This window comes from Coleofasciculus chthonoplastes PCC 7420 (assembly GCF_000155555.1).
Lineage (GTDB): Bacteria > Cyanobacteriota > Cyanobacteriia > Cyanobacteriales > Coleofasciculaceae > Coleofasciculus > Coleofasciculus chthonoplastes_A.
Genome location: NZ_DS989854.1, coordinates 211,361 through 234,011 on the forward strand (window position 1 = coordinate 211,361; position 22,651 = coordinate 234,011).

Below are 22,651 nucleotides of genomic sequence, written 5' to 3' on the forward strand. Positions count from 1 at the left end.
TTGAGCGAGGCATAACTCCAAACCCAACCCATCTTCGTAGAACCATGCCGAGAGTTCAAAATCATAGGTGTAGAAAAAAGTGACTGAAGACTCAAGAAAGCGGGGGGACATCGCTTCCCTGAAACCGCGTCTACATTGAAACCCGTAGTTTTTCTATACTAAAATCTCCAGGTTTCAATTAAGATGGGGTATATATCAACAACTAGGTCAGATAATCGAGAGCAGCAATCAGGCAGTTACTTGCACTCCAAAATTTTCAACTGGGTACCTTCTTTCGTTGCAACTACGTTAGTATTATTAGGGAGCCATCTTTGAGCCACCCCCTAGTTTTATGTATTCAATCATACAATTATTACCCCCCTCATTTTCTGCGATCGCACGGATACAAACCAACAGAGGGAAAAATGAGGGAAGACACTAGAACCCTTCCCGTCTTTGGCTTAAGTCTGCTTTTGTCCTATACTCAAGGGGGGGAAACCGCCCAACACTGACTTGCGGTTAGAGGGACAGATTGTCACCCAGGTGAGAAGATGGGGAGTCAACGGGGTGGGATGCCCATAAGAACGAGGGTTTGACGATTAAGGGCAAGGGCGATCGCCTAGTCTCTGTCTCCATCTTTCCAACTCCCTCGGTGTTGAAGTGTACTCGTTTTTATTATATCCAAATTATTGATGAAAGATTGTGAATTTATTGAGTTGCTTAATCGGGCTAACAGGAGACTGAAAAGTGATAAGACGAGGGTGACAATTATTATTAAAGGCAATCGATTATATTTGCGGGCAACACTTCCCCCGCGTCCAATGAGTAATAAGTCTTTTCCTCATCAACAAGAGATTGCTTTGGGAGTTTATGCCACGGTTGACGGGCTTTCTATGGCGGAAAAAGAAGCCCGTAAAGTGGGTTTTCGGCTTGAGAGTGGGGAATTTTCTTGGAAGCCTTATTTGCGCCATCGCCTGACGGGAACCCTGCCTTATAAAACAGTTGGGGATTGGGTTGGTGCGCTAAAAATGGATTATTTTATGCGGCGAGCTAAAACGCCTCAATCTCTGACGACTTGGGAAACGAATTACAATGAGGTGTTTAAGCGCCTGCCTGGTGACCAACCGTTGACCGAACTAATCCTCAAAAAGGCTATCGCCGCGACGCCGCCAGATACTCGCATCCGTCAGAAGACTTGTTTGGCGTTGGATAAGTTAGCCAAAATAGCGAGTGTTGATTTTGATGCCAAGCGGTTTGCCGGAAACTACTCTCCGACTAAAGTGTCTCCCCGCTCTTTACCGAGTGATCTGGTGATTGTTGAGTGGTACTATCGCCTGTCTAACCCCGCTTGGCGCTGGGCTTATGGGATGCTGGCGACCTACGGATTGCGCCCCCATGAGTTGTTTTATCTGGATTTAGAAGAGTTTTCCCAGGGTGGGGGAGTGTTGAGGGTTTTGGCGGGGAAAACGGGGGCTAGGCGAGTCTGGCCCCTGCATCCGGAGTGGGTGGAGGAGTTTAGCTTGAGTGAGGTTAAACTGCCTGCTTGTCACGGGAAGACCAACCGCGATTTGGGGAACAGAGTGACTCGGTATTTCCGGCGTCAGGAGATGCCGTTTCGCCCTTATGATTTGCGCCACTGTTGGGCGATTCGGAGTATGCAGTATGGTCTGGAAATTGGGCTGGCGGCGCAACAAATGGGACATTCGGCGACGATTCATAGTCAAACGTATCATGCGTGGTTGGCTGACCAACACCATCAGCTAGCTTTTGAGCGGTTGTTGGCTAAACCTGACCGACCTAGACCGCCGCAAGTTAAGTTAGAGGAGGATTTGACCGATTTTTGAAGGAAAATACTGAGCGGTTAAATCCTCTTCACTCGAAATGGTGTTTTTTGCAGTTTTCGGCAAACGGATTGGCAGGATTGTGTCATTCGATGAGCAAAAAAATTCTTGTAATTTTTCCTCAATAGGTTCGTCAAGATTCTGAGCGAACCCATTTTCTTTTGTCCAAAGTCCAGGGTTTGAACTTACTTGAGTATATTCTCAACAATAAAATGACGGTATAGAGTCATTTTTTCAGCTACTCTCTCTACTTGTAAAGTTGCCATAGCCGATGAATATACTCAGCAAAATACTGCCGCATTTTCCAAGGGTAAAGGACTTCAACATGATCGCGCCATGCTCCTAAACGCTGCTTTACATTGGGATCATTTTCTCGATAGCAGAGGGTGTAGTAAGCATCTTGAGGGGGACGCGATCGCACAATTTCCAAAAGTTTTTCTTCTTCTGGTGATTGAGCTTGTTGCTGAATCAGATGAACTGCCTCCTGGTAACTCACTTGCTTAAATGTTTTATGGCGGAACGTCCCCTTGATGTAACGTTGGTGATAATCTCCTTCAAATCTCAGTAGCATGAGAGAGGCTGTTTCATAGAAGTCAAACCCCAACGCCTCGTCCAATTCTTTTTCGACGTAATCGGGTGTAAATAGATGATTCTCGTGATACCTCTGGATAAGCTTTTCAGGAATACGCTTGTCTGTCCAAGTTAAGGATATAAGTTTTCCTTGTATTTTATCGAGACGATAGTTGTACCAATTCACTTGACCAATAGGATTTCGACCCCAAGCAACTAGGTAGATTGTCCGACCTACATAATAAATACAGACTGGATACACTACACATTGAACGGATTTGTTTAATTTCGCAAGGCGAGTGCTGCGATAGTCGAATAGTACACAGGGGATCGGTATTTCATTCCATATCTGTTGCAGTTGCTCCTGTAATTCCTCAATTTTGTCTTGAGTTTCGGGATGAGGTACGTAGTCAAGGTATATGAAAAAGCGCTGATTTCCCCCAATTGGCTTAGAGAAGTTCTCTGCAGTTGCTGCTATGTCAATGTTATTGAAAAAGTTAAATTCATCATCCGAATTTCTATTATATGTAGAACTTAGGGTTGGATAAGGTAAAATAGCAACCCGAAAATATTGGTTTTGTTTGTATCTTAACCAACCCAGTTTTACTAATCGTTTGAGATCACTTACCAGGGTTTTTGGAGTTCGAGCAAACAATCGTTGCTGTAATAACTTGTTTAAATTCTGAGGAACAGAATCGTGCTGCTCTAGAGACTGCCTCCACTCCTCTTCTAACAGTCCTGTCTCTGAATCGAATAACCAGTATGCCATTGTTAAGACACAGGGACAGTTGGGATCATGGACAGGTGGTTTTATTTCTCCTTTAGGATGGTTTGTCGTAAAGAAATTATCCCGCCAATCTGGATAGGTGAAAGGGTCACTTAAGATATATTTATCTTTCAAATCACCATACAAACAACGCAACAATACCCACAAGCGCACGGCTTTTGGTAACTCTTGCTTCAAAGAACCCGGTGTTAGCCGCTTTAGCAGTTCTACAGTTGGGCGATCGCTAAAGAATTGGTCACTCATATAGCTCTCCTAATAGATAAATTATGAATAAGAAGTTGATTAACCCGCTAACAGACAATAGCCATGAGAATAAAGTTGTTTTTTATATATTAACTCCCTGGCACAAAAATTGCCTAACTTTAGCCATTACCTCAGACTCTGAACAAATGCTAGGTCGATAGAAAATCGATATCACAGGCTCTTGCCACTGGTCAATACTTGCTAGTTTTTTGAAGTTCCGCAACTTCTCCGATTGAGGATTTTGCTCCTGTCTTATTAATGCTTGTACTTCTTCTCCAGGCAGTTTATGCAGCCAGATTCCCACTTCCGGGTCATAAGTGTTACCACGACAAAGCCATTCAAATAATTTATCCAAATAGGAAGCATTCATTTCTTTAATAAGGACGGTCGTCTCTTGATCTGCTAAATGATAAGGGAACAAGCCAAACGATATTATGTTTAGATCATTTCCCGGATCACCGTAACTTTTTTCCAATTCCTCATATCTGTCATTCTTCAAGTATTGTCTTACGATAAAATCACTGACTTTTGGCAATCTATTCTGGAAACGATTCCATTGCGTTTGTAGGTCATTCCAGTTGGCATTTGCCCCACAAATACGGGGTAGTATTTGGCAATATAGTTTTTGATATTCATTATTATTACCAGTCAATAGGTTATCATTGCCAGAAATCAACTCATTGATGTGGAGCAAAATTAACTGTCTGCCAATGGCGCGACATTGAGGCATACTCCCATTCGTCAGTAACCAGCGCACTTGAACTAAATCGGCCAGTTCGCCTTGGCAATTTTGAACTATCCATGGATTATTTTTAATCATCAGATTCTCTGGCTTAGCCGCACCCGCTTCTACTAAAATTGCTTGAAATGCTTCTAACCATTCCGATTTATAAATCACCAGTTTTTGTTTGCAATCTTCACTAAAATTTTTGCTGATTTGTTTAAGCTGAACATCAGTCATCCAAGGCGCAATGACATTGGTTCTTTTTCCAAGTTTTACATCAACAATGCTATGGGTGCAACCGATGGAAATTTGCTGAGAGAGAATGGAGGCATACGTGAATATAATATTATGCAGAAGGTTTGTGTCTTGATAGTTTTCTCTTAAGATAGTATTGACGAGGGCTAACTCTTCATTGATTTGAGAAATTACTCCCCGACTAGCTCTAGCTTGCTGTAAAATGGCTTGAGGATTGGTGGGAAAAGACCAACCACCTGTTTGTAATATATCTACGACACCGCAGCGATTTCCTTTATTTGCAAGCTTGATCGCCAATCTTGTCTGGCAGTTATTGGCAGCAACTTGTAGCCACAAATAACCAATAATAGGGGTAATATCGGCAACACATTCTGTTGAAGCAAAATCCCAGCGTTCTGAAGCGTTTGATGTCCAACTAGACTGCAAGGAGTCAGAAAGCTGTGACTTTGACATCTGGTAGGTTAAGTGATTAAGAGATATCATTTTTTTCTAACACGACTAATTAGCCGTCTAAATCTCTATATATTATCTGAAACACTATACTTTTTTATATTAACTATTTGCCATAATATTTTGATTAATATCACCAAACATTAACGATAATTAAGTGATTCATGATGCCGTTCTAATTTAACAAGAAAACCATCGATTTGCTGCTTATGAGTTGAGGCTTTTGGACATTGTTTAATCCTGTCAAAAGAATAATATTCACAATTGAGTTCTGGGTGAACAGCATCTAAATGCCAAGCTGAGGCTAAAAAAGCCAAAATACAATACCAAGAACTAAGGTTGGGATATTTGGCTGAATTTAAGCAATACACCGCCCTTGCCCAACTCAATTCTATAGGTGTTAATTGACATTGTTTCATCGCAAAACCCCGTATACAAGCAATTAATTTGATAGTGTTGGCAATAGGAATAAGTAGTAAATCAGAAGCTGATAACAGTAAATCATTCAATTTTAACTGAGTTTGGAATAGTTCAGCACTATAGTCTTCAAAATCCGTTGCCTTGAGTGCTAAATCCAGCAGATGGTAACATATCTGTGGTTTCGAGGTATCCGGAGATTCCAAGGTAGTCGCTAACTGGGTTAAACAGGGAGTAAGGTGGTGATTCCAGATTTGAACCTCAAGCTTGGCTAAATCAAAAGCAACCATACCCTGTTTTTGCGATCGCTCAAAGTCGATTAACCACCCAACTTGCTCTTTCTCCCCAGCAAAGAGGATATTTTGCAGGTTCAAGTCACCATGAATTGACCCACTGTGTCCAGCAATAGTATAGTGATAGGGAAGTAAGGGGCGATTACCCAACCAGTCAAATGGATTGGCTAGCTGTTTGCCACTGACTTCGCTAAATGTGTTCAGCAGATGGTTGAGAGTTTCATCCTCTGATAGAGATTTTAGGCTCATTTCTGACCAAATAGACTGTGCAATCTTGCGCTTAATTTTCTCAACCTCTCGGCTTTTTTCATCCAGACAAGCCAATACGTCTACAGCCATTCCCGGGCGAATCCAAGGGGTACTAAACCGTTCTTTGATATCTTGACTTTTACCACGCAGTCGCATCCTTAACCCCAAATTGGGGTGAGTCAGAGTGATACTACCCTCGGTAAATTCATCGCCTTGACATTCGAGTTCCGATAGAAACCAACCCGACAACAGCACCTTTTTAGGAAATTGATTATCCCACGCTGAACAATTCGGAGAACAGACGTGTTCGAGCTGACGGGACAGTTCAAATGATGCTAATATCCATGCCACTTTATCATTATATTCCGACAAAGAATAGGATGGCATTTTATACTGAGGGTTATCTAATTGTTCGCTGCTAACTGACTTGAGAGGAATCAGCACCCCAGACAAAGGCGGAAGCACTTCACCTAACCAACTCCACAGGGGACGTTGTTCAGTTTGGAGAGGAGATTCAGATGCTCCGCAGTAAAATAAGTTCTTGAGTACTGTTTCTAGCGTCGCCTCAATTTTTGCCATCAGAATATCTCCCCCTTCAGGTTGATGGAGATATTGTTGAAATAGGCTATCGAGGGAACGTAGTTTCTGATAGTCTTCAGGAAATCCGGCTAGAGAATACATCAATGCACCGATAAGAACTTGATCACCGTTTCCTTCACTGAAAAGGGGTTTACGGATAATGGTAGCCGTGTAACTATTGAGCAGAGGTTGAATAATTTGTTGATAAGCTAGATATTCTTTTTGAATGCTAAGCCAAGAAGCAATTTTAAGGAAGCGAGTGGCTTGGTTTTTCGGTTTAACAAAAAAGGTGGCTTGAGCACCTGACTTGCCAGAGGTAAGCACTTTGACGGGTTGGACTTGATCTCCTGTGGGGAAAAGTTCAGCAATGAGTTTCTGTAAGGCTTGACCCCGACTACATCTGTCAATGGGTTTAGCTAGATCGAGTTGTTGAAATAAGTGAGCGCCTGCTGGCGTGTTGGGTTCAACATGAAATTGGTTTGGGAAGGGAACTTCTTGATAAGAACTGTAGCGAGTTTTTGCCGTTTCTGCTAAATGACGCTCTAGGCTGATGTAATTTAGATTTTCAAGGGAGAATGAACCTGGTTCTGGTGGTTGAATATGATGGGTTTTTTGTTTGTAGAAGCACCAGGATGCTCCAGAGGATAAACCCCGCTCGAGAAGATCTAAATTTTGGATACCTGTATACAAGAATGAGGGAATTTCTGGATATCTTTGAGTCAGCAAATGAATGGCGCGGTATCCCATTTCTGTCCAGTTTTGATCAGAACCCTGACTATAATCAAGTAGGGTAGGCTTCCACTCAAAGTCTACAAGGAATGCAGCTATTTGGGCGCGATCGCCGTCTAGTTCAGCAAAGGGTAATGTAGCACCAATGAGTTCATAACTTGGCATTGTGTTGGGAATCCAAAGCGGTGGGGCTTTGACGTGACAGAAAATTGATAAGCTATTCAAATCTAGGCAAAAGCCCTGCAGGATTTCTTGGAGTTGATTGTCGGAACTTGCATAATCCTCTGACTGAGGACAATAGTATTCGCCAATGCCTTTGCCCAAAACGTTACTCTTTGGTTTCCAGATAGTGTTTTCACAAGTAACATAGTTGTTATAGTCATCAAACACGTATAGGATTGGCTTGATGCCTCCCACGATTATTTTAAGATGTTTTTTTAAGTCTTCTGGTGATAACTGGTTCATGTTGAAAATAACTATTTTTTTTGATTAATTCTCTAACCTCAGGAAATAAAATATTCTGCTTCTCTCCTCTTGCTTGTCGAGTAAGTTTATAATTGCTTTTTGTCCCAGTTCACACCAGTCAAATTTGGCAGGTTTGCACATATCTGGCAAAGGTTGTGAACTGGGATGATTTATGTAATTAATAACTTGGTCAATGTCTTCATCGGTTATACCAAAATCATCAGGATAATTTTTTCGATTAATGGGTAATTCTCCATTTGTAACTGGTGGATTGCCATCTGTGGAAAACTTGAAAATGTGATCGGCATTCATATCCCGCCCTTGCCAAAGCGCAGGAGCATCACTTGCATGAATGAAGGCAACTGCTACCTTCTTAGGTAATTCTTTACGAGGTATTTTTTTTCCTTCAGGGTTCTGAGTTGTGTATGCTTTAGGTTGTCCCCTATCCGAGGAAATGACATAAATTTTAGAGAATTTATTCTGGAGCAGCCTGACCAATTTATTAACCCGTTTTTGTTTCCTATCACTACAAACAATACAGGCTGTAGTTGGAGTGTTTACGGTCATAAAAATTTCTCCTTTTAGGAACCTAAAGATGCGATAACTAGCTGATCTTCATTCATGTAAATGACTCCGGGACTCATAAAACCATTTTCACTCACAAACAGTCTTGACCAAAGTTTTAGAATAGCGTTACTAGTGTTATTGGGCGGTTCAATTAAGAGTTGGTCTTTAGACATGATTGAAGATGTAAATTTAGCTAGAGTCCGAGTTTTTGGATTGTCTTTAGCGGGTTCCTTAGCTGACCATTTAAACTGAATGGTTAACTGATTTCCGGGTGGCTCAAAGAATACACGTTCAACTTGGGAATCCTGGGTTAGACCTTGCCGTTCAAATAAGAATTTAAAAACATCATATAACGCCTTAGCCGAAGCTGCTGCATCCTTTGAAATTTGTACGGGAAATATAAAATAACGAGAAGCTTTTTCGCAGCCTTCCCAATCACTGATCCCTTCAATCAGGGGAGTGATATGCTTACAACTCGCTTGATGAGCCATTAACGCGATTAAGTAAGCAGCACCCACAGAAATATGCCGATCGCCTCTCTTACTCCATCCAGAAAAAGTTTCACCGCATAAGGATTTCAGCGACTCGTATAGATTATGGGCAGATTTCGGATTATTCCACCATTCACCAGGGAGATCTATCCCTAATGCCTTATTTACCTCGTCTTTATAGGTGGAGTATTGACAGTCCTTGTCAAAATTATGTTTCATCAAAGAATGGGTCTCCGAAAACCAGCCATTAGTTTTCTCCCATAAGCAATCGAGCGGATGGGGTTCTTGAGGTAGTAAAACTTGTGGAATTATTGGCTTAACGGTTAGAATGATTGAGTTTCCCCTATTGTGAACCCTAGGGTTTTGTTTGTTTATTCCTTCGCCAAGGGTATCGTTAATATTATGTTCTAACAGGTAATTTGTTACCATTTTATCGTCAGAATTGCTGAGGTTAAGACGTTGACAAAGAGCCGTCGTGAGTAACCCACGCCCTTGATAAGCACTAGCTTTTTGAGACTTATCTGACGCCGCCACAATAAAACAGCGATCGCGCCTTACCGTTTCTGCCTCAATTTCTTTTAAGAATTCCCCACTATGGCTACAATCGAGCCAGACAATCTGTTGCTGAACCGGACTATTTTGCAACCATTGACGCAACTCTTTCAGGGAAATCCCCCACCGCCCTCTCCTGGGATTGGTGTCACTGGTTGCTAAAAAGCCTTCGGTTTGTCCATTTTGATGCGGCTGTGACAAGCCGATACCCGCAAAAAAAAGCAATCCAGCATCGGGAGTATTGTTTTCTTCCGGTAAGAATAGCTGAGTAATGGCAATCTTCAACTCCTTGGCTGTCACCAACCCTGTACTATCGAATTGGGATGCATCCACATGACGATGGGGAAGTCGCTCCACCTTAAAGCTACCGTAAAGTTCGAGGAGACGAGCGATCGCTTCAGCGTCACTCACGGCGGTTTTCAGATCGGGGGTGTCGCTTGTCGGTGTTTCTTTCAAGCCGGGGTATCGATTAATACCGACTACCAATGCTTGCCGCCTCATATCTGTACAATCAACTAAAATTAATACTTGTTATAGTACCTCAATCAGGCGATGAATGCAGCATCTGATACGTTATTGGCGTTATTGCTGGCTCTAAATAACTTAGAACCTCCCATGAGTGCTGAGGACAACGCTAAATTATTTGAGATTGGCGAACAGCTAGAACTTGACCCGGATGATTGGGAGTTCATTCGAGAGGGATTGATGGCTATCATTGCTAATAATCCCCAACTCGAACAACAGTTTCAAATGAGCTTAAATCAACTCGCTACGCTTGAAGAGGAGATGAAGCCTCAGTTATCACCTACTGAGAAGGAAATCACCCAAGCCTTTGACAGGAGTAGCAGCTGGGAAATACGGGGAGAAGACAAAGCAGAAGTTAAGACAGAGGCGATTGTGAAAATTGCGATCAAAGTGTTAAAAGATGATCAACCGACGAAAACGACTAAAACCCTTAATTGGATTAAACGAGTTGATAAACTTGTGCAGCCAGATTATTAATTTTCCATGACATTGGCTTTAAGTCTCATTTTGTTAGGGTTCCATTTTGGCAAAATGTTCCTGTAGAAACTTATGGCTAAACTTATAACGCCCACCAATTCGTTGTAGAAACATACGTTTTGTGGCGTAATTGAGGAAACGGGTATAGTTCCAGGGAATAGATCCATTACAGACGAGAATAACACGTAGGGTAAAATGTTGAATACAGGCTGTACCTGCTTGGGTCAATCCCCAAAAAAGTCCTAGCACTATTCCTGAGAGAATCAGATGGACAACAGTGGTTGCAGATAGGTCAGAAGATGATAGTTTAACGAACAGGCTCGAAGTGATTATAAAATAGAGTTGTTTACTCAGCAGGAAAGCGAGTAGACCCATGACAGTTCCGCCTACAATCGCAAAGCGTATGGCATTCTTCAATGAGTGCCAAATTCCCTGATTCGGAGTCATCTGAATTTGGATATCCGGTCCCGTCATTTCAAAAACAACAACCAAGATTGGTCCAATAATTACCGGAACAATCCATCCCAGTGGACGCCCAAAAAAATGAGGAAACAGTAGCGCGGTAACGCCCCAGGTGATCAGCCCGATAATTAGTCCAACAACTAGGGATTTTCCTAAATGAAGCCAGGATGTATTTAGCGTTTCAACGGGATTAATTTCTGAGGCTTGTCCAAGGGTTAACCAAGCCCAAATCCCAAAGAAAAACCCGAAATAAACCCCTACGCCTCCGGCGACGATTAATCCTATAAATAGTTCAGTGAAAATCTGCATACTTAGAAAGACACTCAGCCCCACAATCAGTCCTCCAATTAAACCAAAAATTCCTCCCACTCCCAAAGCGTAAATTTGTTTATAAACGGTATTGGGTAACCATCCAGGTTGCATTCGTTCAATTAAAAATTCTGTTCTATACTCAGCCTCTAATCTTTTGGCTAGATAAATCAACCAAAGTTTGATAGTTTTGGGTTCGGGTTCTTTGGCTTGGGCATACCTTGTATATTTCAGCTTACGTGCCAACATCTGTTTGATATAGGCATTAAATAGATACTCCCGATATCTATCGGGTGAATTGCAGTTCTGCCACTCCTCAATTGCTATTGATTCCCATGCAATCGTCATTATTCTTAACATTAATGGCACACGAATTAAATCAACTAGGTCAGGATTCGAGTTAATCGTATCCCACAGTTCTGTCTGCTTTATACTTGCCAAATACCCCTGAACCTGTAGCTTATTCAGGGGTTCTAAAACAATGGCTCCATGCAGATTCAATTGGGTCGAGTGGAGTTGGTATTCTTTGCAGCGACTGCACACAACCAGAGGTAACAGTTGATACTCACTGGCTAAAAACTCATTAATTGCCTGTATACATTTCTCTTGCCGTTTTGACTCTAACTCATCGAGACTATCTAACAAAGGTAATAGCTTACTGGCTTTTAGCCACAGTTTAACAGTTTTTGTAGACAAGAATTTATAGCGATCGCTGATTTCATCCACTAGCCAATCAGCAATCTTCTGGTTATTGTATTTCCAAGATGAAAGATTCAGAAACACTGGAATCGGCTCATCCACGTCAGTCTCAGCACGGGTGAGGAGTTCCCTTGCCAGTTCTAACAGGGTTATGGTTTTTCCCGCTCCAGGTTGCCCCAGTATTAATAACTTTCCCCCAATGTCTGACTGTTCAAATACTTCAATTATTTTTGTACCTGACGGGAGCGGTGTAGGTGCATAGTTACCCGTTTTCACCTCCGTATCCCAAGAGCGTTGGACTTGATTAGGTTGCTTGTGTTTATGTAAGGTGATCGGCGTGATATTGGGTAATGATTGAGCGATAATTCCTTCTACTTCCTGCTTGACTTGTTTAAGCAAATTACACCGATTTTGATAGTCCTTTCTGCTGATTTGAGGTACATTCTTTCCCTGCCAAAACCGAATCTGTTCTCCAAAGTGACGGGATAGAGGAATCTGACGTTGCAGCACCCGATGAGTTTCTACTTGCTTTTGCAGAAAATTTGTCAGTGTGCCACTGGTAACCCATTCTCCTGAGGGTTGCTGCTGGGGGTTAAGTCCTTGTAATAATACCTCTGTCAAAACTCCATGCTTACCCGTAGCATAGGCGTTGCGATCATCTCGACAAGCTGCAATTAAACAGCGATCGCCTCCAGAAAGCCAATCCTTCAACTCAGCTTCAGTCAAAAAATTGAGTAACTCCCCGCTATGACAACAATCTAGCCAGACAATCTGCTGTTGCACGGGACTTTCCTGTAAAACTTGACGCAACCAGTTCAGACGAATCCCCCACTTTGTCCTCTGATTGGTATCACTAGTGGCTAAAAAACCCTCAGTTTTTCCATTCTGCTGTTTGCGTAACCCATGTCCGGCAAAGAAAAACAGCGCCACATCGGGGATATGGTGAGGTTCTGGATTGAAAAGTTCCCGAATTGCCGTTGACAACTTCTCTTGACCTACTGTTTCTGTAGTCGCCACCCTGAATTTCTTGTCTTGGATGACTTCGGGTAAGCGCCGGACACTCCACCTTTTTTCGTCTGTGCCGTATTTTTCCAAGAATTGCGCTATAGTCTCAGCATCATTCGCTGGTGCTGATAGATTTGCATACTGCCCAGTCTGTGAATTTTTGAGAAAGGGATAGCGATTGATACCAACCACTAGCGCTTGACGTTTCATGGGCAGAGTGTTGAAAATTAATACTAACTCTTTAGTGTACCAAGTACGAAAGAGGCGATTCGAGCCGATCTATTTAGAACGACAGACGCCAAATCTTAACGGTCATATCTGCACTGCTACTGACTAGAGTTTGTGCATCAGGGCTGAATGCCAAAGAATAAACTGTATCTGAATGTTCCGTGAGGACACACAACAGTTTTTCGCTGTGTAGATTCCAAATCCTAATGGTCTTAAACAGTTGTGCGATCGCATCTTCTAGTTCCCCTGCTGTCACCGATTTGTTTTGGTCAACCTGCAACGTCCCATCAATCAGGTTTTCGGGAAGACGCCTCACCGTAAAATTGCCGTGAGTTTCTAGCAGATAAGCTAACGCCTCTGCATCAAAAGCCGGGGTTGTCAGATGTTGAGCTTCATTGGTCGGTGAATCTTTCAGGAAGGGGTATCGATTGACACCCACTACCAGCGCGTCCCGGATCATTTACACGCTTGCCTTTTTCGAGTGAATGGGCTTTGATATACAGTATAAAACTTTGGTGAGATAACCAGGATAATCACCTAGCGGGTGTGTCAATGAACCGAGATGCACTAGTCGTGGGTATCAATCGATATCCAGGATTGACAAAGCATACAGGCAATGAGCAACATCTGGAAACTCCTGCCCGTGATGCAGAAGCGATCGCTCAACGCTTGGAAGAATTCGGTGGCTTTCGCGTCCGACGCTTACCAGAATGCAAGATTGAGGGCAAAAGTCAGGTTCACCCCAAGCAGAGTGTAACAGCTAAAGAACTGAAGACAGCGATCGCGCAACTGTTTACACCCCGAACCAACAGTCCCCTTAACACCGCCTTATTATTTTTTTCCGGTCATGGTTTGCGAGACCAAGTTGGTATAACGGAGGGGTATCTGGCGACTAGCGATTCTCTCCCCAGTAGGGAGATGTGGGGCGTTTCTCTCAAATGGTTGCGCCATGTATTGGCGGCTAGTGCAATTCCCCAGCAAATTGTTTGGCTCGATTGCTGTTATGGTGGAGAATTCTTTAATGTTACCCCAGAGGATCTAAAGGTTACTCACTCAAAACAACTGCATTATTTTATTAGTGCCTCGCGAGATTTTGAAGTCGCTTACTCTAACAGTTCCAAGTCATACGGTGCCTTAACTGAGGTTCTCCTCAAGGGACTCGATCCCAGGAAGCAACAGGATGGAGTCGTCAGCAACCTGACATTAAGTCGGTATGTCCAACAACAACTCACAACAACGCCCCAGCAGCCCATTATTCAAGGTTGTAACCAAGAAATCATCCTAGCCTGTACCCTAGAAAACAAATATCTACTCCATCTGAATCTTACTTCACCCTCCCATTCATCCTGGCTCAAATCCGCTCAATCTGCTTTCAACACAACGGTTCGTCACCATCGGGGATTTACCACAATTTCCCCGATCAGAGTTGGGGGTTTAGCCATTAGTCTGTTAACGGCTTTAGCCGCCGCTTTATTGCTCCGAGAGACTTTACCCCTAAATAAGCCCCCCGTCCCTCCTCTATACCCAACTGAACTCCTAAAAACCTATAAGTCAGATACTTTAACGTACCCGGAAAAAATCCAAATTAAGTTTCCTCAGAGTTGGCAAGTTCAAACTATAGACGATGTGATAACGGGTACGGTGGCTAAGTTTATCCCTGATCCGGACAATCAATTCGGAACTGAACGTTTAATGATTAGTGTGGAAGATTTATCGATACGCCCAATGACATTAGATGAGTATACAGAATCATTAATTCAGGAAATTAAGCGCTACGGCAAAGCCGTGAGATTTCTTGAACAAGAACCAGCGACTTTGGCAAATCGTCCTGCCTATAAAATTGTCTATACCACTCAATATGGACAGTCTAATCTGATCAAATTAGAAATTTGGACATTAAAACACAATAAAGCTTATAGTGTTATTTATTCAGCAGAAGTTAGGAATTATGAAAAGTTTTTAGAGCCCGCCAATCAAATGATAAATTCTTTTAAAATAATTGAAATTATGGAAGAAAAAAATAATGAATTTAAACCGAATCCATTGTAAAACAACATGAATTAGAATGATAGGGTTGATGAACAATAATAAATAAACCGGATAAAATATAGCTCGATTTTCGACTATAAACTATGATCAAGGGCAAACAAAGCCTATTCAATAGTGGTTATGAACATAGGTATTTTACCATTGAATACTGGTGCTAATCTACTGACGAGGATAGCAATAGTAGCAGCAGTTGTAATCAGTGAATGCGACATGGTGTCAGCTAAAAATGGCGCAGAAATTCACCAGATCGCCGTTTCAATTACGGTACAAATTAACAGTCCAGTGAGTGACGGTTCTGGGATAATTGTTGCCAAACAAGGGAATACCTATACCGTTTTGACTAATAATCATGTGGTTTGCAGTTCAGCCAATCCACGTCGGTGCAGCGATGAGGTAAGCTATACCGTTCGCACTCATCAAGGGAAAAACTACAGGGTTTTGACCGTGCAGCGTTTACAGAAGACGGAGAATCATTTGGATCTGGCGGTAGTGACATTCAATAGCCCAGAACCCTATCCAGTAGCTATCCTCGGCAATTCAGATGCGGCGCAACCTGCCCAAGAAATTTATGTTTATGGCTTTCCCACTATGGGAAATCGAGTGGGTTCTCAACGAGAACCTGAGTTGACTAAAGGGAATATTACAAGTCGCCCTCAGAATCGTCTTGGAGGATATACCCTGCGCTATAATGCACCCACTTGGAGTGGGATGAGTGGGAGTCCGGTCTTTGATCGGGAGGGTCGAGTCATTGGTATTCACGGACAAGGGGATAGAGAAGCCTATGATGCCATTGATCACCAAGGTTATACAACTGGACAAGTATCCGTGAGAACCGGATTTAACGCGGCAATCCCGATACAGAAATTTTTGGCAATGCGATCGCAAATCGGGCAGAGTGTTGCCAATATCAAGGTAGACAATACGCCAATTGCCACTTCTTCGGTGTCGCCAACTCGTACCAATGATGCCCAATCTGACTACGTTCGTGGACTTTCCCACTTTGACATGGGAGAGTGGTTAAAGAGTATTGCCGACTTTGACCAAGCCATCCAAAAACAACCGAACTACACCGAAGCTTATTTCTACCGAGGACTCGCCCGTTTGCAGCAAGGGGACTTACCAGGAAGTATCGCTGATTATAGCCAAGCTATCCGACTCAATTCCAGCTATGCTGACGCTTATTACAATCGAGCCGTAGTTCGTTCCCAATCGGGAGATCAAGCGGGCGCGATCGCAGATTATACTCAAGCTATCCGTATAGATAGCAGCTTTGCCGCCGCCTACAATAATCGGGGACTAGCGCGTTCTGATTTAGAGGATCAGCAGGGAGCCATTGAGGATTTTTCCCAAGCGCTGCGGATTAATCCCGGCAAGGCAAATACTTACTATAACCGGGGATTGGCTTACTCCCGACTCAGAGATGACCGCCGTGCCATCGCCGATTATACAGAGGCAATCCGGCTCAATTCCAACTATGCTAAAGCTTATGGCAACCGAGGACTAGCGTTTGCCCGACTCGGAGAATTACACAGTGCGATCGCGGATTTACAGCAAGCCGCCCAACTGTTTCGCGCCCAAGGAAGAATGGAGGATTATCACAAAGCCCTAGACCGAATCCGACAGATTCAGTCTCAGTTTCCCCAGCCCTCTTTTTAGAGCGACAAAGAAGTAATCGCCATCTCAGGCAAAGTTAACCGTTACCAAAATGTTCCGGCGGGGTTGACCCCCAGCTTCAACCGTCGTCTGAACTCTGCCCAATCCTCCAGAACCTGGTTCAATGAGGTCATACCGAGAGGTTACTTCCCCTAAAACTGTGCGATATTGAGTAAAACCTACGCCGGAATTGAGTCCAACTGAGGGATCATTATCTCCTTCCCAGCCCCCTAGCGCATCAAACTTAGATCGGATTGGCAAAAGAGAACCCTGAATTTCATCAGGCGTCAGTCCCTGACTTTGCAACACTTTAGTCGCTTGATGAATCCCAGTTAGATGCGGACCTGTAATTTTGGTATTGCTGAAGCTATCTTGGTACTTTTGCACAAAGCCAAATGCCACATTCGGTCCCCATTTATCTTGCCTCTCCCTACCCCATAGTAGGCTATTGACAGCGCCACTTCCTGTCTGAATCAGTTCAGTTCGGTCTCGGGTAAACTGGTAGCGCACAAACTGATTATCAACAGCTCGAATCACAGGAGCAGCCCCTGGCTCAATTTGATTGGCAAAGTCTGAATCTCCTTCTAGTAAGGGAGACAATATCCCCGAAATTAATCGAGCCGCCGTATAGCGCAGGATATCGTTGAATACTCCACGAGCCGATAAATCCTTCAGGAAAACATTAAGCGAAAACGCCTCGACGGGTTTTGGGAAAAAGATGCCAGATGTAGCCGCAAAGGACGCACTACTCAACATAGCTATGCGAGTGAATTGACGGCGGTTAATACTCATGGCTAATTTCTGACACCTGGAGAGCCAGGAATCGAATCGAGTGAAGCTTCAAAGAACCGAACCAAGCTACTGCACGATCCGGATGGGCACGTTACTTCCAGAGCCACACTTCGAGCGTTGGTCACATCAATGACCCATATTTTTGCCTGCCCACGGGAAATACTGCGAGAACCTACTTGATTCCCGTCTAAATAAACAGAAAGTACCGCATCATCAGAATTACGGGAACCGTCTTGAAGGCCAAATCCTAGATTCAGAGTTTGATATTGAGGTACAGAATTAGCCGTTTTGAGCCTACAGCTAAATCCACCACCATCCCATATATACATTACAGAGGTGTAAACTTCTCTGCCTATAGCAACGTCCTGGCTTTCACTACGCCAACTACTTCCACGAGTCGTCACACAAGTCGTCGAAAGCAGGTGAACAGGGCGCTGTGCTTCTGCTACTTGCCCACCCAGGATTCCCAGCATCAAGGACAACATTCCCGTAGAGAGCAACCTGGAAAAAAATGTAGAGGTTTTCATGGCGATAATCTGGTAATTAGTAACGTTGAGCTGTCAAAAGCGAAACAATTACACCAAAATTAGATACCCTACGACTGACACTCTTCCTGTCAAACCTTCGGATCGTTGTTAAGTTTAGTTAACTTTAATCGATTCCGAACGCCATCTATTACTATAGGGGATTGACAGATACATGTCATCACCAATTAGCGACTGACGACTTCATTCAAGGGGAATGCTATCCAGATAATCCATCACATCCACATAGATACGTTTCTCTCCATTCTGGTTAATCGTATTTCCCGCCGTTAGTCCCCGCCGATCTAAAAGCATGAGTAAGATGCGCTTGGGGTTACTCCCTGGTTTGAGAGTAAACAAGACTCCGGTACAATCCCCCCCAGGAATCCTAGCCACACAAATCACAGGTTCACCATTCATTGTGCCTGTGGTCAAATAGTTCAGATTGGCGTTATCGTGGTACACCTGAAATCGACGCGATACTTCCTCACAGCGCTGCTGAGGTGTAGCAGGTGGGGGGAAATCGTTGTAAACCCAGCGAATTATCGGGATACTTCCCCGCGCCATATGAGCAATTGTTGCAGGTGCGCCATTACTCGTACCGCATTCATAGGTTCTAGGTTGAGCATAGCCAGACTGACTTGCTGTAGTACAGACAGCGATTGTCAACCCAGTGAGCAATAGAGTGAATAACTGTAGTTTCATGGCTGAAGACACCCTTTGTGCTAACAACGAACATAAGTCATGTCCAGGCTTTGGTGGGAACTATTCTATCCCCTGCTCCAGACAAACTGAATTTATCTGAACTGACTTCATTGAGCTAAGTGCTGATATTCCTGAAATTTCCTCAACTGTTCAGCTTAGGTATCAAACATACTTGAAGAGAAAGCCCAGATAAAGCGATCGCGCCTGTAGTAGAACATTTGCACTGGTATACCCCTCTACCCAGCCATGTCATAATCAGGCTTATCTGAAAGACAGTCTCACAGCTTTCCTCTACAGGAAAAGCTCCAACAACAGGTAACCGCCTGTGTCAGAGCCATTAACAAATCACTCTTGATTATCATGCAAACTCATCCTTTCATCAACCCATCCCAGGCTTGCCCATCGCCAGCCACTCCCAGATTTTCAATTTATCAATTCTATCAATCCATAGCCGAGCTAACACCTGAAGCATTTCTGGCAAAACTTAATCCACCAATACCATGATTCAGCCATTGCCCTTGCCTATATCGGCAACTTGGCTTACCCAATAAGCTGTTCGGCATTTAAATTGGGATACCTAAAACCCTGAAATGCAACAGACAAAAGGCAACAGGTAACAGGTCATACACAATTTAAATGCGTTTTAGCTTAATACCAAAGCGCTGACTATTCTCTACCACTAAGTTTGCAAAATAGGTTAATGCCTTGCCGATTTCGTTTGTTTATTGTGTTAATTGAAAGCTATCTCGTTGGAGACGATAGACGATGGTGCAAAGCCTACAAGATTTCAAAAAATCAGTGCTGTCCCCCGCCGAAAAGCGCGGCAGGATTGAACAGGTTTTCAGACGCATGTTTGATCACACTTGTCAAAAACTTGAACAATTAGATGGCAAACCCTTTACTGAACAGCATTGGACTCGTGACCCAAACGAAAGCTGGATAGCTAGCGACAATAGTCAAACGCCCCAATATAGTGACCGGACATTACTCAACGGTAACGTCTTTGAAAAAGTGGGAGTCAACTATGTCGCCATAGAAGGAGAATTGCCTGCGGGAATGACGTTCCAGAAATCCGGTGCTTTAGCCACAACAGAAGCCGATAAAATGATTGGTGAAAAAGGCACTCCCTTCTTCGCCACAGGTACTAGCTTTGTGATTCACCCCCATAATCCCATGGTGCCGACGGCTCATGTCAACTACCGCTATTTCCAAATTGGTGATGGTCAGCAGCCCGGTTCGTGGTGGTTTGGTGGTGGGGCAGATCTCACACCCGCCTACCTTTTCTCCGAAGATGCTGTGCATTTCCATCAAGTTCATAAACAGGTTTGTGATCAGTACGATTCGTCCTATTATCCCCGCTTTAAAACTTGGTGTGATCAATACTTTTACATCCCCCATCGGGGTGAACGTCGTGGGATTGGCGGAATTTTCTTTGACCATCTCAATCAGGGCGATATTGAACAAATTATCGCATTTGTTACTGATTGTACTGAGGCATTTATTCCTGCCTATCTGCCAATTGTGCAAAGACGCAAGGATATGGTGTTTACCGAAGAAAACAAACATTGGCAGCGCCTGGTGCGAGGACGGTATGCCGAATTTATCCTCACCGCTGACCGAGGTATTCGGTTTGGTTTAGCTAGCAATATGGTGAACTGCCAAAGTGTGTTCAACTGTATGCCTCCAGCCGCCTCCTGGGAATACGATGATTCCCCTCTCCAGAACAGCGAAGAAGCCATGCTTAAAGCTGTGCTGAAACAGCCTCGCCAGTGGGTTTAAGTGTAGGTATGGTGTGGGGTGTGGGGTTTAGGGTGAGGGGTGTAGGGAAGAATTAAACCCCTGGGTTAATTAAGATCGAAATTGCTGCTTACAACGGTTGTTAAGGCATTTTTCGACATCCATTTACCCTGTTATTTTGCCCAACCGGATAGCTTCAAATTTTGTGTTGACAAGGCTTTGGCTTTGTTGTCACCTCATGAGGGTTTACCTTTATCGAACTAGCCACAAAAAATTAAAATGGATTACACAGGAATTGGTGCTATGTTGACCCAACGACTGAACTTCATACAAACGAAACCTCAACCTAAATCCAGGAATCGCGCCAACAAGTACTCAACCGGGGTGCGACGCAACAAAGCATATTTGGCAAAAACCCAACAGAACTGTAGCGAACTAGAAATTGATATCGTCTTAGCCTGCTGTCAGATTTGTAAATACATGCTTTTTGCCGTTATCTTACTGTGCTTGTATGCAAGCTGGTGAACTTTAAGTAGGTTAGTAAAAATAAACCTAACCGCTCTCGTTTTGTCAACCGTAATCAACCCTTGACCAAGGACAATTATTATCGAGCCATGAACAGCATTATCTCAGACCTAAAAAGGATTATCGAAGGTGACGTTAGCCATAGCCAAAATGATTTAGCCGCTGTTTCCCAGGATTTTGGCGGTGTTATCCAAAAACAACCGTTGGTTATTGTGCGTCCACAAAACTCAACTGATGTGGCTAAGGCGGTCAACTATGCGGCGACTAAAGAATTAACAATTTCTGCCAGAGGTGCAGGAAATTCACTCAATGGTCGCTGTTTGAACCAAGGGGGAATCCTCCTAGATATGAGGAGTCTCAATCAAATTTATGAGTTGAATTCCGATGGGTTATGGTTCAAAGCTGACGCCGGAGTAACCTGGAAGCAGCTTGTTAATGTTTCACTTCCCCATGGTGTCATTCCTCCAGTGCTGACGAATAATTTAAACGTTACCTTAGGTGGCACACATGCGGCTGGCGGTTTAGGTCAATACTCCTTTCGCCATGGCTCCCAAGCTGACAATTGTCTCGCCTTGGAAGTGGTAACTGGAACAGGAGAACGGGTTTGGTGTACAAGGGAAGAAAACAGTGAACTTTTTGATCACGTTCTTTGCGGTTATGGTCAGTTTGGCATCATTACTCAAATCAAACATCGACTCAGGAAATACCGCCCATTGACCCGGACTTATTTCCTTTGCTATGATGACTTAGAGCGTCTGTTGCAGGATAAAAAGCACCTCGTACTCGACAATCAAATTGATGGGTTGCAAGCGCTATTTTCTCCCTCTGTCCTGGGATTTTCTCGTAGCGAAGAACAGGGAATAAAACCGCTAATCCAGTGGTTTTATACACTACAAATTACCCAGGAAGTGGATTCGGTTAATGACATTAATCAAGACAAGCTTCTCTCTAGCTTGAACTTCTATCGTCATATCCACACCCAAGACATTCCCTTTGATCAATTTGTCTTACCCGTCATCGAGATCCCCCCGCCTGTCAATACCGTGAATCCCTGGATAGACATTCTCCTCCCCGAATCAACGGCGAAGGATTACATGGAGACGACGCTGAAGCGTATCCCGGCGTTTCTGGATTTCAAGAATACATTCATCGGTTCCTATTGTCTGATTTCAGATAACACCAATATGCCGATGTTCCCCTTACCGAAAGGAGAATTAATTTTCGGGTTTGGTATGTATCCGATTCTGCCTAAATCTAAACTTAAACCCGTTTTAGAACAGTTAAATAAACTTACCGATTTGGGGTTTCAAATGCAGGCTAAACGCTGCATGACCAGTTGGGTTGAATTTGACTTACCTCAATGGCGACTTCAGTTTGGAGATTACTGGAGTAAGGTTAATGAGATGAAAGGGAAATATGACCCCAATGGAATACTCAATCCTGACTTTTTCCAATACGAACCGTCGGTAAAGGTACAGAGGTATAAACAGCCAATCACCCTCACGGAAACCGTGATCCCTAAATCAGCGGAACCGATGCAACTCCCTCAACCTGTTACCACCAAAGCGTCATCTCGTTTAACATCACTGCTTTCGGTTCAAGTCATCGCCTTAGCCGTGCTAACACTTCTGGTTTTCTTACTCTTGAACTTCCCCTTATCGAGTCTGACTCATCCCATTTAGAACTCACACCACTAACGGGGTATCCATCAAATTTACCCCGACTTGAGATTACATCTAACTGAGAAAACGATTAACATCAATGGAGGAT

The 22,651-nt window shown here is 43.5% G+C and carries 18 protein-coding genes; 7 read left to right on the forward strand and 11 right to left on the reverse strand.

The window, feature by feature from the left end; all coding sequences use genetic code 11:
* Window positions 1-740: 740 nt before the first annotated feature.
* Window positions 741-1,823, forward strand: a complete 1,083-nt coding sequence (locus MC7420_RS19990; RefSeq protein WP_006102458.1) for a site-specific integrase — start codon at window positions 741-743, stop codon at window positions 1,821-1,823.
* A 244-nt stretch (window positions 1,824-2,067) separates the two neighbouring features.
* On the opposite strand, the gene MC7420_RS19995 is transcribed toward MC7420_RS19990, so the two are convergent.
* The 5 genes from MC7420_RS19995 to MC7420_RS20015 form a co-directional block, all read right to left on the reverse strand.
* Window positions 2,068-3,420 (reverse strand): TIGR03985 family CRISPR-associated protein, encoded by a 1,353-nt coding sequence (locus tag MC7420_RS19995; protein WP_006102503.1) that lies wholly within the window; start codon window positions 3,418-3,420, stop codon window positions 2,068-2,070.
* A gap of 82 nt (window positions 3,421-3,502) precedes the next feature.
* Window positions 3,503-4,852: a hypothetical protein gene (locus tag MC7420_RS20000; protein WP_044208388.1), complete on the reverse strand. Its 1,350-nt coding sequence runs from the start codon at window positions 4,850-4,852 to the stop codon at window positions 3,503-3,505.
* A gap of 140 nt (window positions 4,853-4,992) precedes the next feature.
* Entirely contained in the window at window positions 4,993-7,581 is a 2,589-nt protein-coding gene (locus MC7420_RS20005) for a lipopolysaccharide kinase InaA family protein (RefSeq protein ID WP_006102404.1), read from the reverse strand.
* Between the two features lie 24 nt (window positions 7,582-7,605).
* Window positions 7,606-8,148: a hypothetical protein gene (locus MC7420_RS20010; protein WP_006102387.1), complete on the reverse strand. Its 543-nt coding sequence runs from the start codon at window positions 8,146-8,148 to the stop codon at window positions 7,606-7,608.
* Between the two features lie 14 nt (window positions 8,149-8,162).
* Window positions 8,163-9,692 carry a caspase family protein gene (locus tag MC7420_RS20015; RefSeq protein ID WP_044208390.1) on the reverse strand — a complete coding sequence of 510 codons (1,530 nt, stop codon included), beginning with the start codon at window positions 9,690-9,692 and terminating at the stop codon, window positions 8,163-8,165.
* A 51-nt stretch (window positions 9,693-9,743) separates the two neighbouring features.
* Between MC7420_RS20015 and MC7420_RS20020 the strand changes: the two genes are divergently transcribed.
* Window positions 9,744-10,193, forward strand: coding sequence for a hypothetical protein (locus MC7420_RS20020; protein ID WP_006102450.1), 450 nt, complete (start codon window positions 9,744-9,746; stop codon window positions 10,191-10,193).
* A gap of 33 nt (window positions 10,194-10,226) precedes the next feature.
* On the opposite strand, the gene MC7420_RS35485 is transcribed toward MC7420_RS20020, so the two are convergent.
* Together MC7420_RS35485 and MC7420_RS41640 are read right to left on the reverse strand one after the other, a co-directional pair.
* Window positions 10,227-12,878 carry a caspase family protein gene (locus MC7420_RS35485; RefSeq protein WP_006102468.1) on the reverse strand — a complete coding sequence of 884 codons (2,652 nt, stop codon included), beginning with the start codon at window positions 12,876-12,878 and terminating at the stop codon, window positions 10,227-10,229.
* Window positions 12,879-12,951: 73 nt separating this feature from the next.
* A complete protein-coding gene (locus MC7420_RS41640) occupies window positions 12,952-13,356 on the reverse strand; it encodes a hypothetical protein (protein WP_006102469.1) in 405 nt (134 codons plus the stop codon).
* Between the two features lie 92 nt (window positions 13,357-13,448).
* Between MC7420_RS41640 and MC7420_RS20035 the strand changes: the two genes are divergently transcribed.
* Both MC7420_RS20035 and MC7420_RS20040 read left to right on the forward strand, forming a co-directional pair.
* A complete protein-coding gene (locus MC7420_RS20035) occupies window positions 13,449-14,945 on the forward strand; it encodes a caspase family protein (RefSeq protein ID WP_006102402.1) in 1,497 nt (498 codons plus the stop codon).
* 210 nt (window positions 14,946-15,155) lie between these two features.
* A complete protein-coding gene (locus tag MC7420_RS20040; protein WP_006102477.1) occupies window positions 15,156-16,601 on the forward strand; it encodes a tetratricopeptide repeat-containing S1 family peptidase in 1,446 nt (481 codons plus the stop codon).
* A gap of 24 nt (window positions 16,602-16,625) precedes the next feature.
* Here the strand turns inward: MC7420_RS20040 and MC7420_RS20045 are convergent, their stop codons facing one another.
* The 4 genes from MC7420_RS20045 to MC7420_RS43435 form a co-directional block, all read right to left on the reverse strand.
* Window positions 16,626-17,390 (reverse strand): hypothetical protein, encoded by a 765-nt coding sequence (locus MC7420_RS20045; RefSeq protein WP_006102492.1) that lies wholly within the window; start codon window positions 17,388-17,390, stop codon window positions 16,626-16,628.
* Between the two features lie 2 nt (window positions 17,391-17,392).
* Entirely contained in the window at window positions 17,393-17,917 is a 525-nt protein-coding gene (locus MC7420_RS40025) for a hypothetical protein (RefSeq protein ID WP_006102486.1), read from the reverse strand.
* A 201-nt stretch (window positions 17,918-18,118) separates the two neighbouring features.
* Window positions 18,119-18,619, reverse strand: a complete 501-nt coding sequence (locus tag MC7420_RS20055; protein WP_044208394.1) for a COP23 domain-containing protein — start codon at window positions 18,617-18,619, stop codon at window positions 18,119-18,121.
* Window positions 18,620-19,059: 440 nt separating this feature from the next.
* Window positions 19,060-19,182 (reverse strand): hypothetical protein, encoded by a 123-nt coding sequence (locus MC7420_RS43435; RefSeq protein ID WP_269546322.1) that lies wholly within the window; start codon window positions 19,180-19,182, stop codon window positions 19,060-19,062.
* Between the two features lie 202 nt (window positions 19,183-19,384).
* Between MC7420_RS43435 and hemF the strand changes: the two genes are divergently transcribed.
* The 3 genes from hemF to MC7420_RS35490 all read left to right on the forward strand — a co-directional run bounded on the left by hemF (window position 19,385) and on the right by MC7420_RS35490 (window position 22,563).
* Window positions 19,385-20,398, forward strand: a complete 1,014-nt coding sequence (gene hemF / locus MC7420_RS20060; protein WP_006102436.1) for an oxygen-dependent coproporphyrinogen oxidase — start codon at window positions 19,385-19,387, stop codon at window positions 20,396-20,398.
* 237 nt (window positions 20,399-20,635) lie between these two features.
* On the forward strand, window positions 20,636-20,881 hold the full coding sequence (locus MC7420_RS20065) for a hypothetical protein (RefSeq protein ID WP_006102437.1): 246 nt from the start codon (window positions 20,636-20,638) through the stop codon (window positions 20,879-20,881).
* A gap of 89 nt (window positions 20,882-20,970) precedes the next feature.
* Complete coding sequence (locus tag MC7420_RS35490; protein ID WP_006102510.1) at window positions 20,971-22,563, forward strand: FAD-binding protein; 1,593 nt, start codon at window positions 20,971-20,973, stop codon at window positions 22,561-22,563.
* Window positions 22,564-22,651: the final 88 nt, after the last annotated feature.

What these genes read in the sequence shown, in the direction of transcription:
- MC7420_RS19995 (WP_006102503.1), bottom strand. Translation starts at nt 3,420, where the DNA reads ATGAGTGACCAATTCTTTAGCGATCGCCCAACTGTAGAACTGCTAAAG.
- MC7420_RS20000 (WP_044208388.1), bottom strand. Translation starts at nt 4,852, where the DNA reads ATGTCAAAGTCACAGCTTTCTGACTCCTTGCAGTCTAGTTGGACATCA.
- MC7420_RS20005 (WP_006102404.1), bottom strand. Translation starts at nt 7,581, where the DNA reads ATGAACCAGTTATCACCAGAAGACTTAAAAAAACATCTTAAAATAATC.
- MC7420_RS20010 (WP_006102387.1), bottom strand. Translation starts at nt 8,148, where the DNA reads ATGACCGTAAACACTCCAACTACAGCCTGTATTGTTTGTAGTGATAGG.
- MC7420_RS20015 (WP_044208390.1), bottom strand. Translation starts at nt 9,692, where the DNA reads ATGAGGCGGCAAGCATTGGTAGTCGGTATTAATCGATACCCCGGCTTG.
- MC7420_RS20020 (WP_006102450.1), top strand. Translation starts at nt 9,744, where the DNA reads ATGAATGCAGCATCTGATACGTTATTGGCGTTATTGCTGGCTCTAAAT.
- MC7420_RS35485 (WP_006102468.1), bottom strand. Translation starts at nt 12,878, where the DNA reads ATGAAACGTCAAGCGCTAGTGGTTGGTATCAATCGCTATCCCTTTCTC.
- MC7420_RS41640 (WP_006102469.1), bottom strand. Translation starts at nt 13,356, where the DNA reads ATGATCCGGGACGCGCTGGTAGTGGGTGTCAATCGATACCCCTTCCTG.
- MC7420_RS20035 (WP_006102402.1), top strand. Translation starts at nt 13,449, where the DNA reads ATGAACCGAGATGCACTAGTCGTGGGTATCAATCGATATCCAGGATTG.
- MC7420_RS20040 (WP_006102477.1), top strand. Translation starts at nt 15,156, where the DNA reads ATGGTGTCAGCTAAAAATGGCGCAGAAATTCACCAGATCGCCGTTTCA.
- MC7420_RS20045 (WP_006102492.1), bottom strand. Translation starts at nt 17,390, where the DNA reads ATGAGTATTAACCGCCGTCAATTCACTCGCATAGCTATGTTGAGTAGT.
- MC7420_RS40025 (WP_006102486.1), bottom strand. Translation starts at nt 17,917, where the DNA reads ATGAAAACCTCTACATTTTTTTCCAGGTTGCTCTCTACGGGAATGTTG.
- MC7420_RS20055 (WP_044208394.1), bottom strand. Translation starts at nt 18,619, where the DNA reads ATGAAACTACAGTTATTCACTCTATTGCTCACTGGGTTGACAATCGCT.
- MC7420_RS43435 (WP_269546322.1), bottom strand. Translation starts at nt 19,182, where the DNA reads ATGCCGAACAGCTTATTGGGTAAGCCAAGTTGCCGATATAGGCAAGGG.
- hemF (WP_006102436.1), top strand. Translation starts at nt 19,385, where the DNA reads ATGGTGCAAAGCCTACAAGATTTCAAAAAATCAGTGCTGTCCCCCGCC.
- MC7420_RS20065 (WP_006102437.1), top strand. Translation starts at nt 20,636, where the DNA reads ATGGATTACACAGGAATTGGTGCTATGTTGACCCAACGACTGAACTTC.
- MC7420_RS35490 (WP_006102510.1), top strand. Translation starts at nt 20,971, where the DNA reads ATGAACAGCATTATCTCAGACCTAAAAAGGATTATCGAAGGTGACGTT.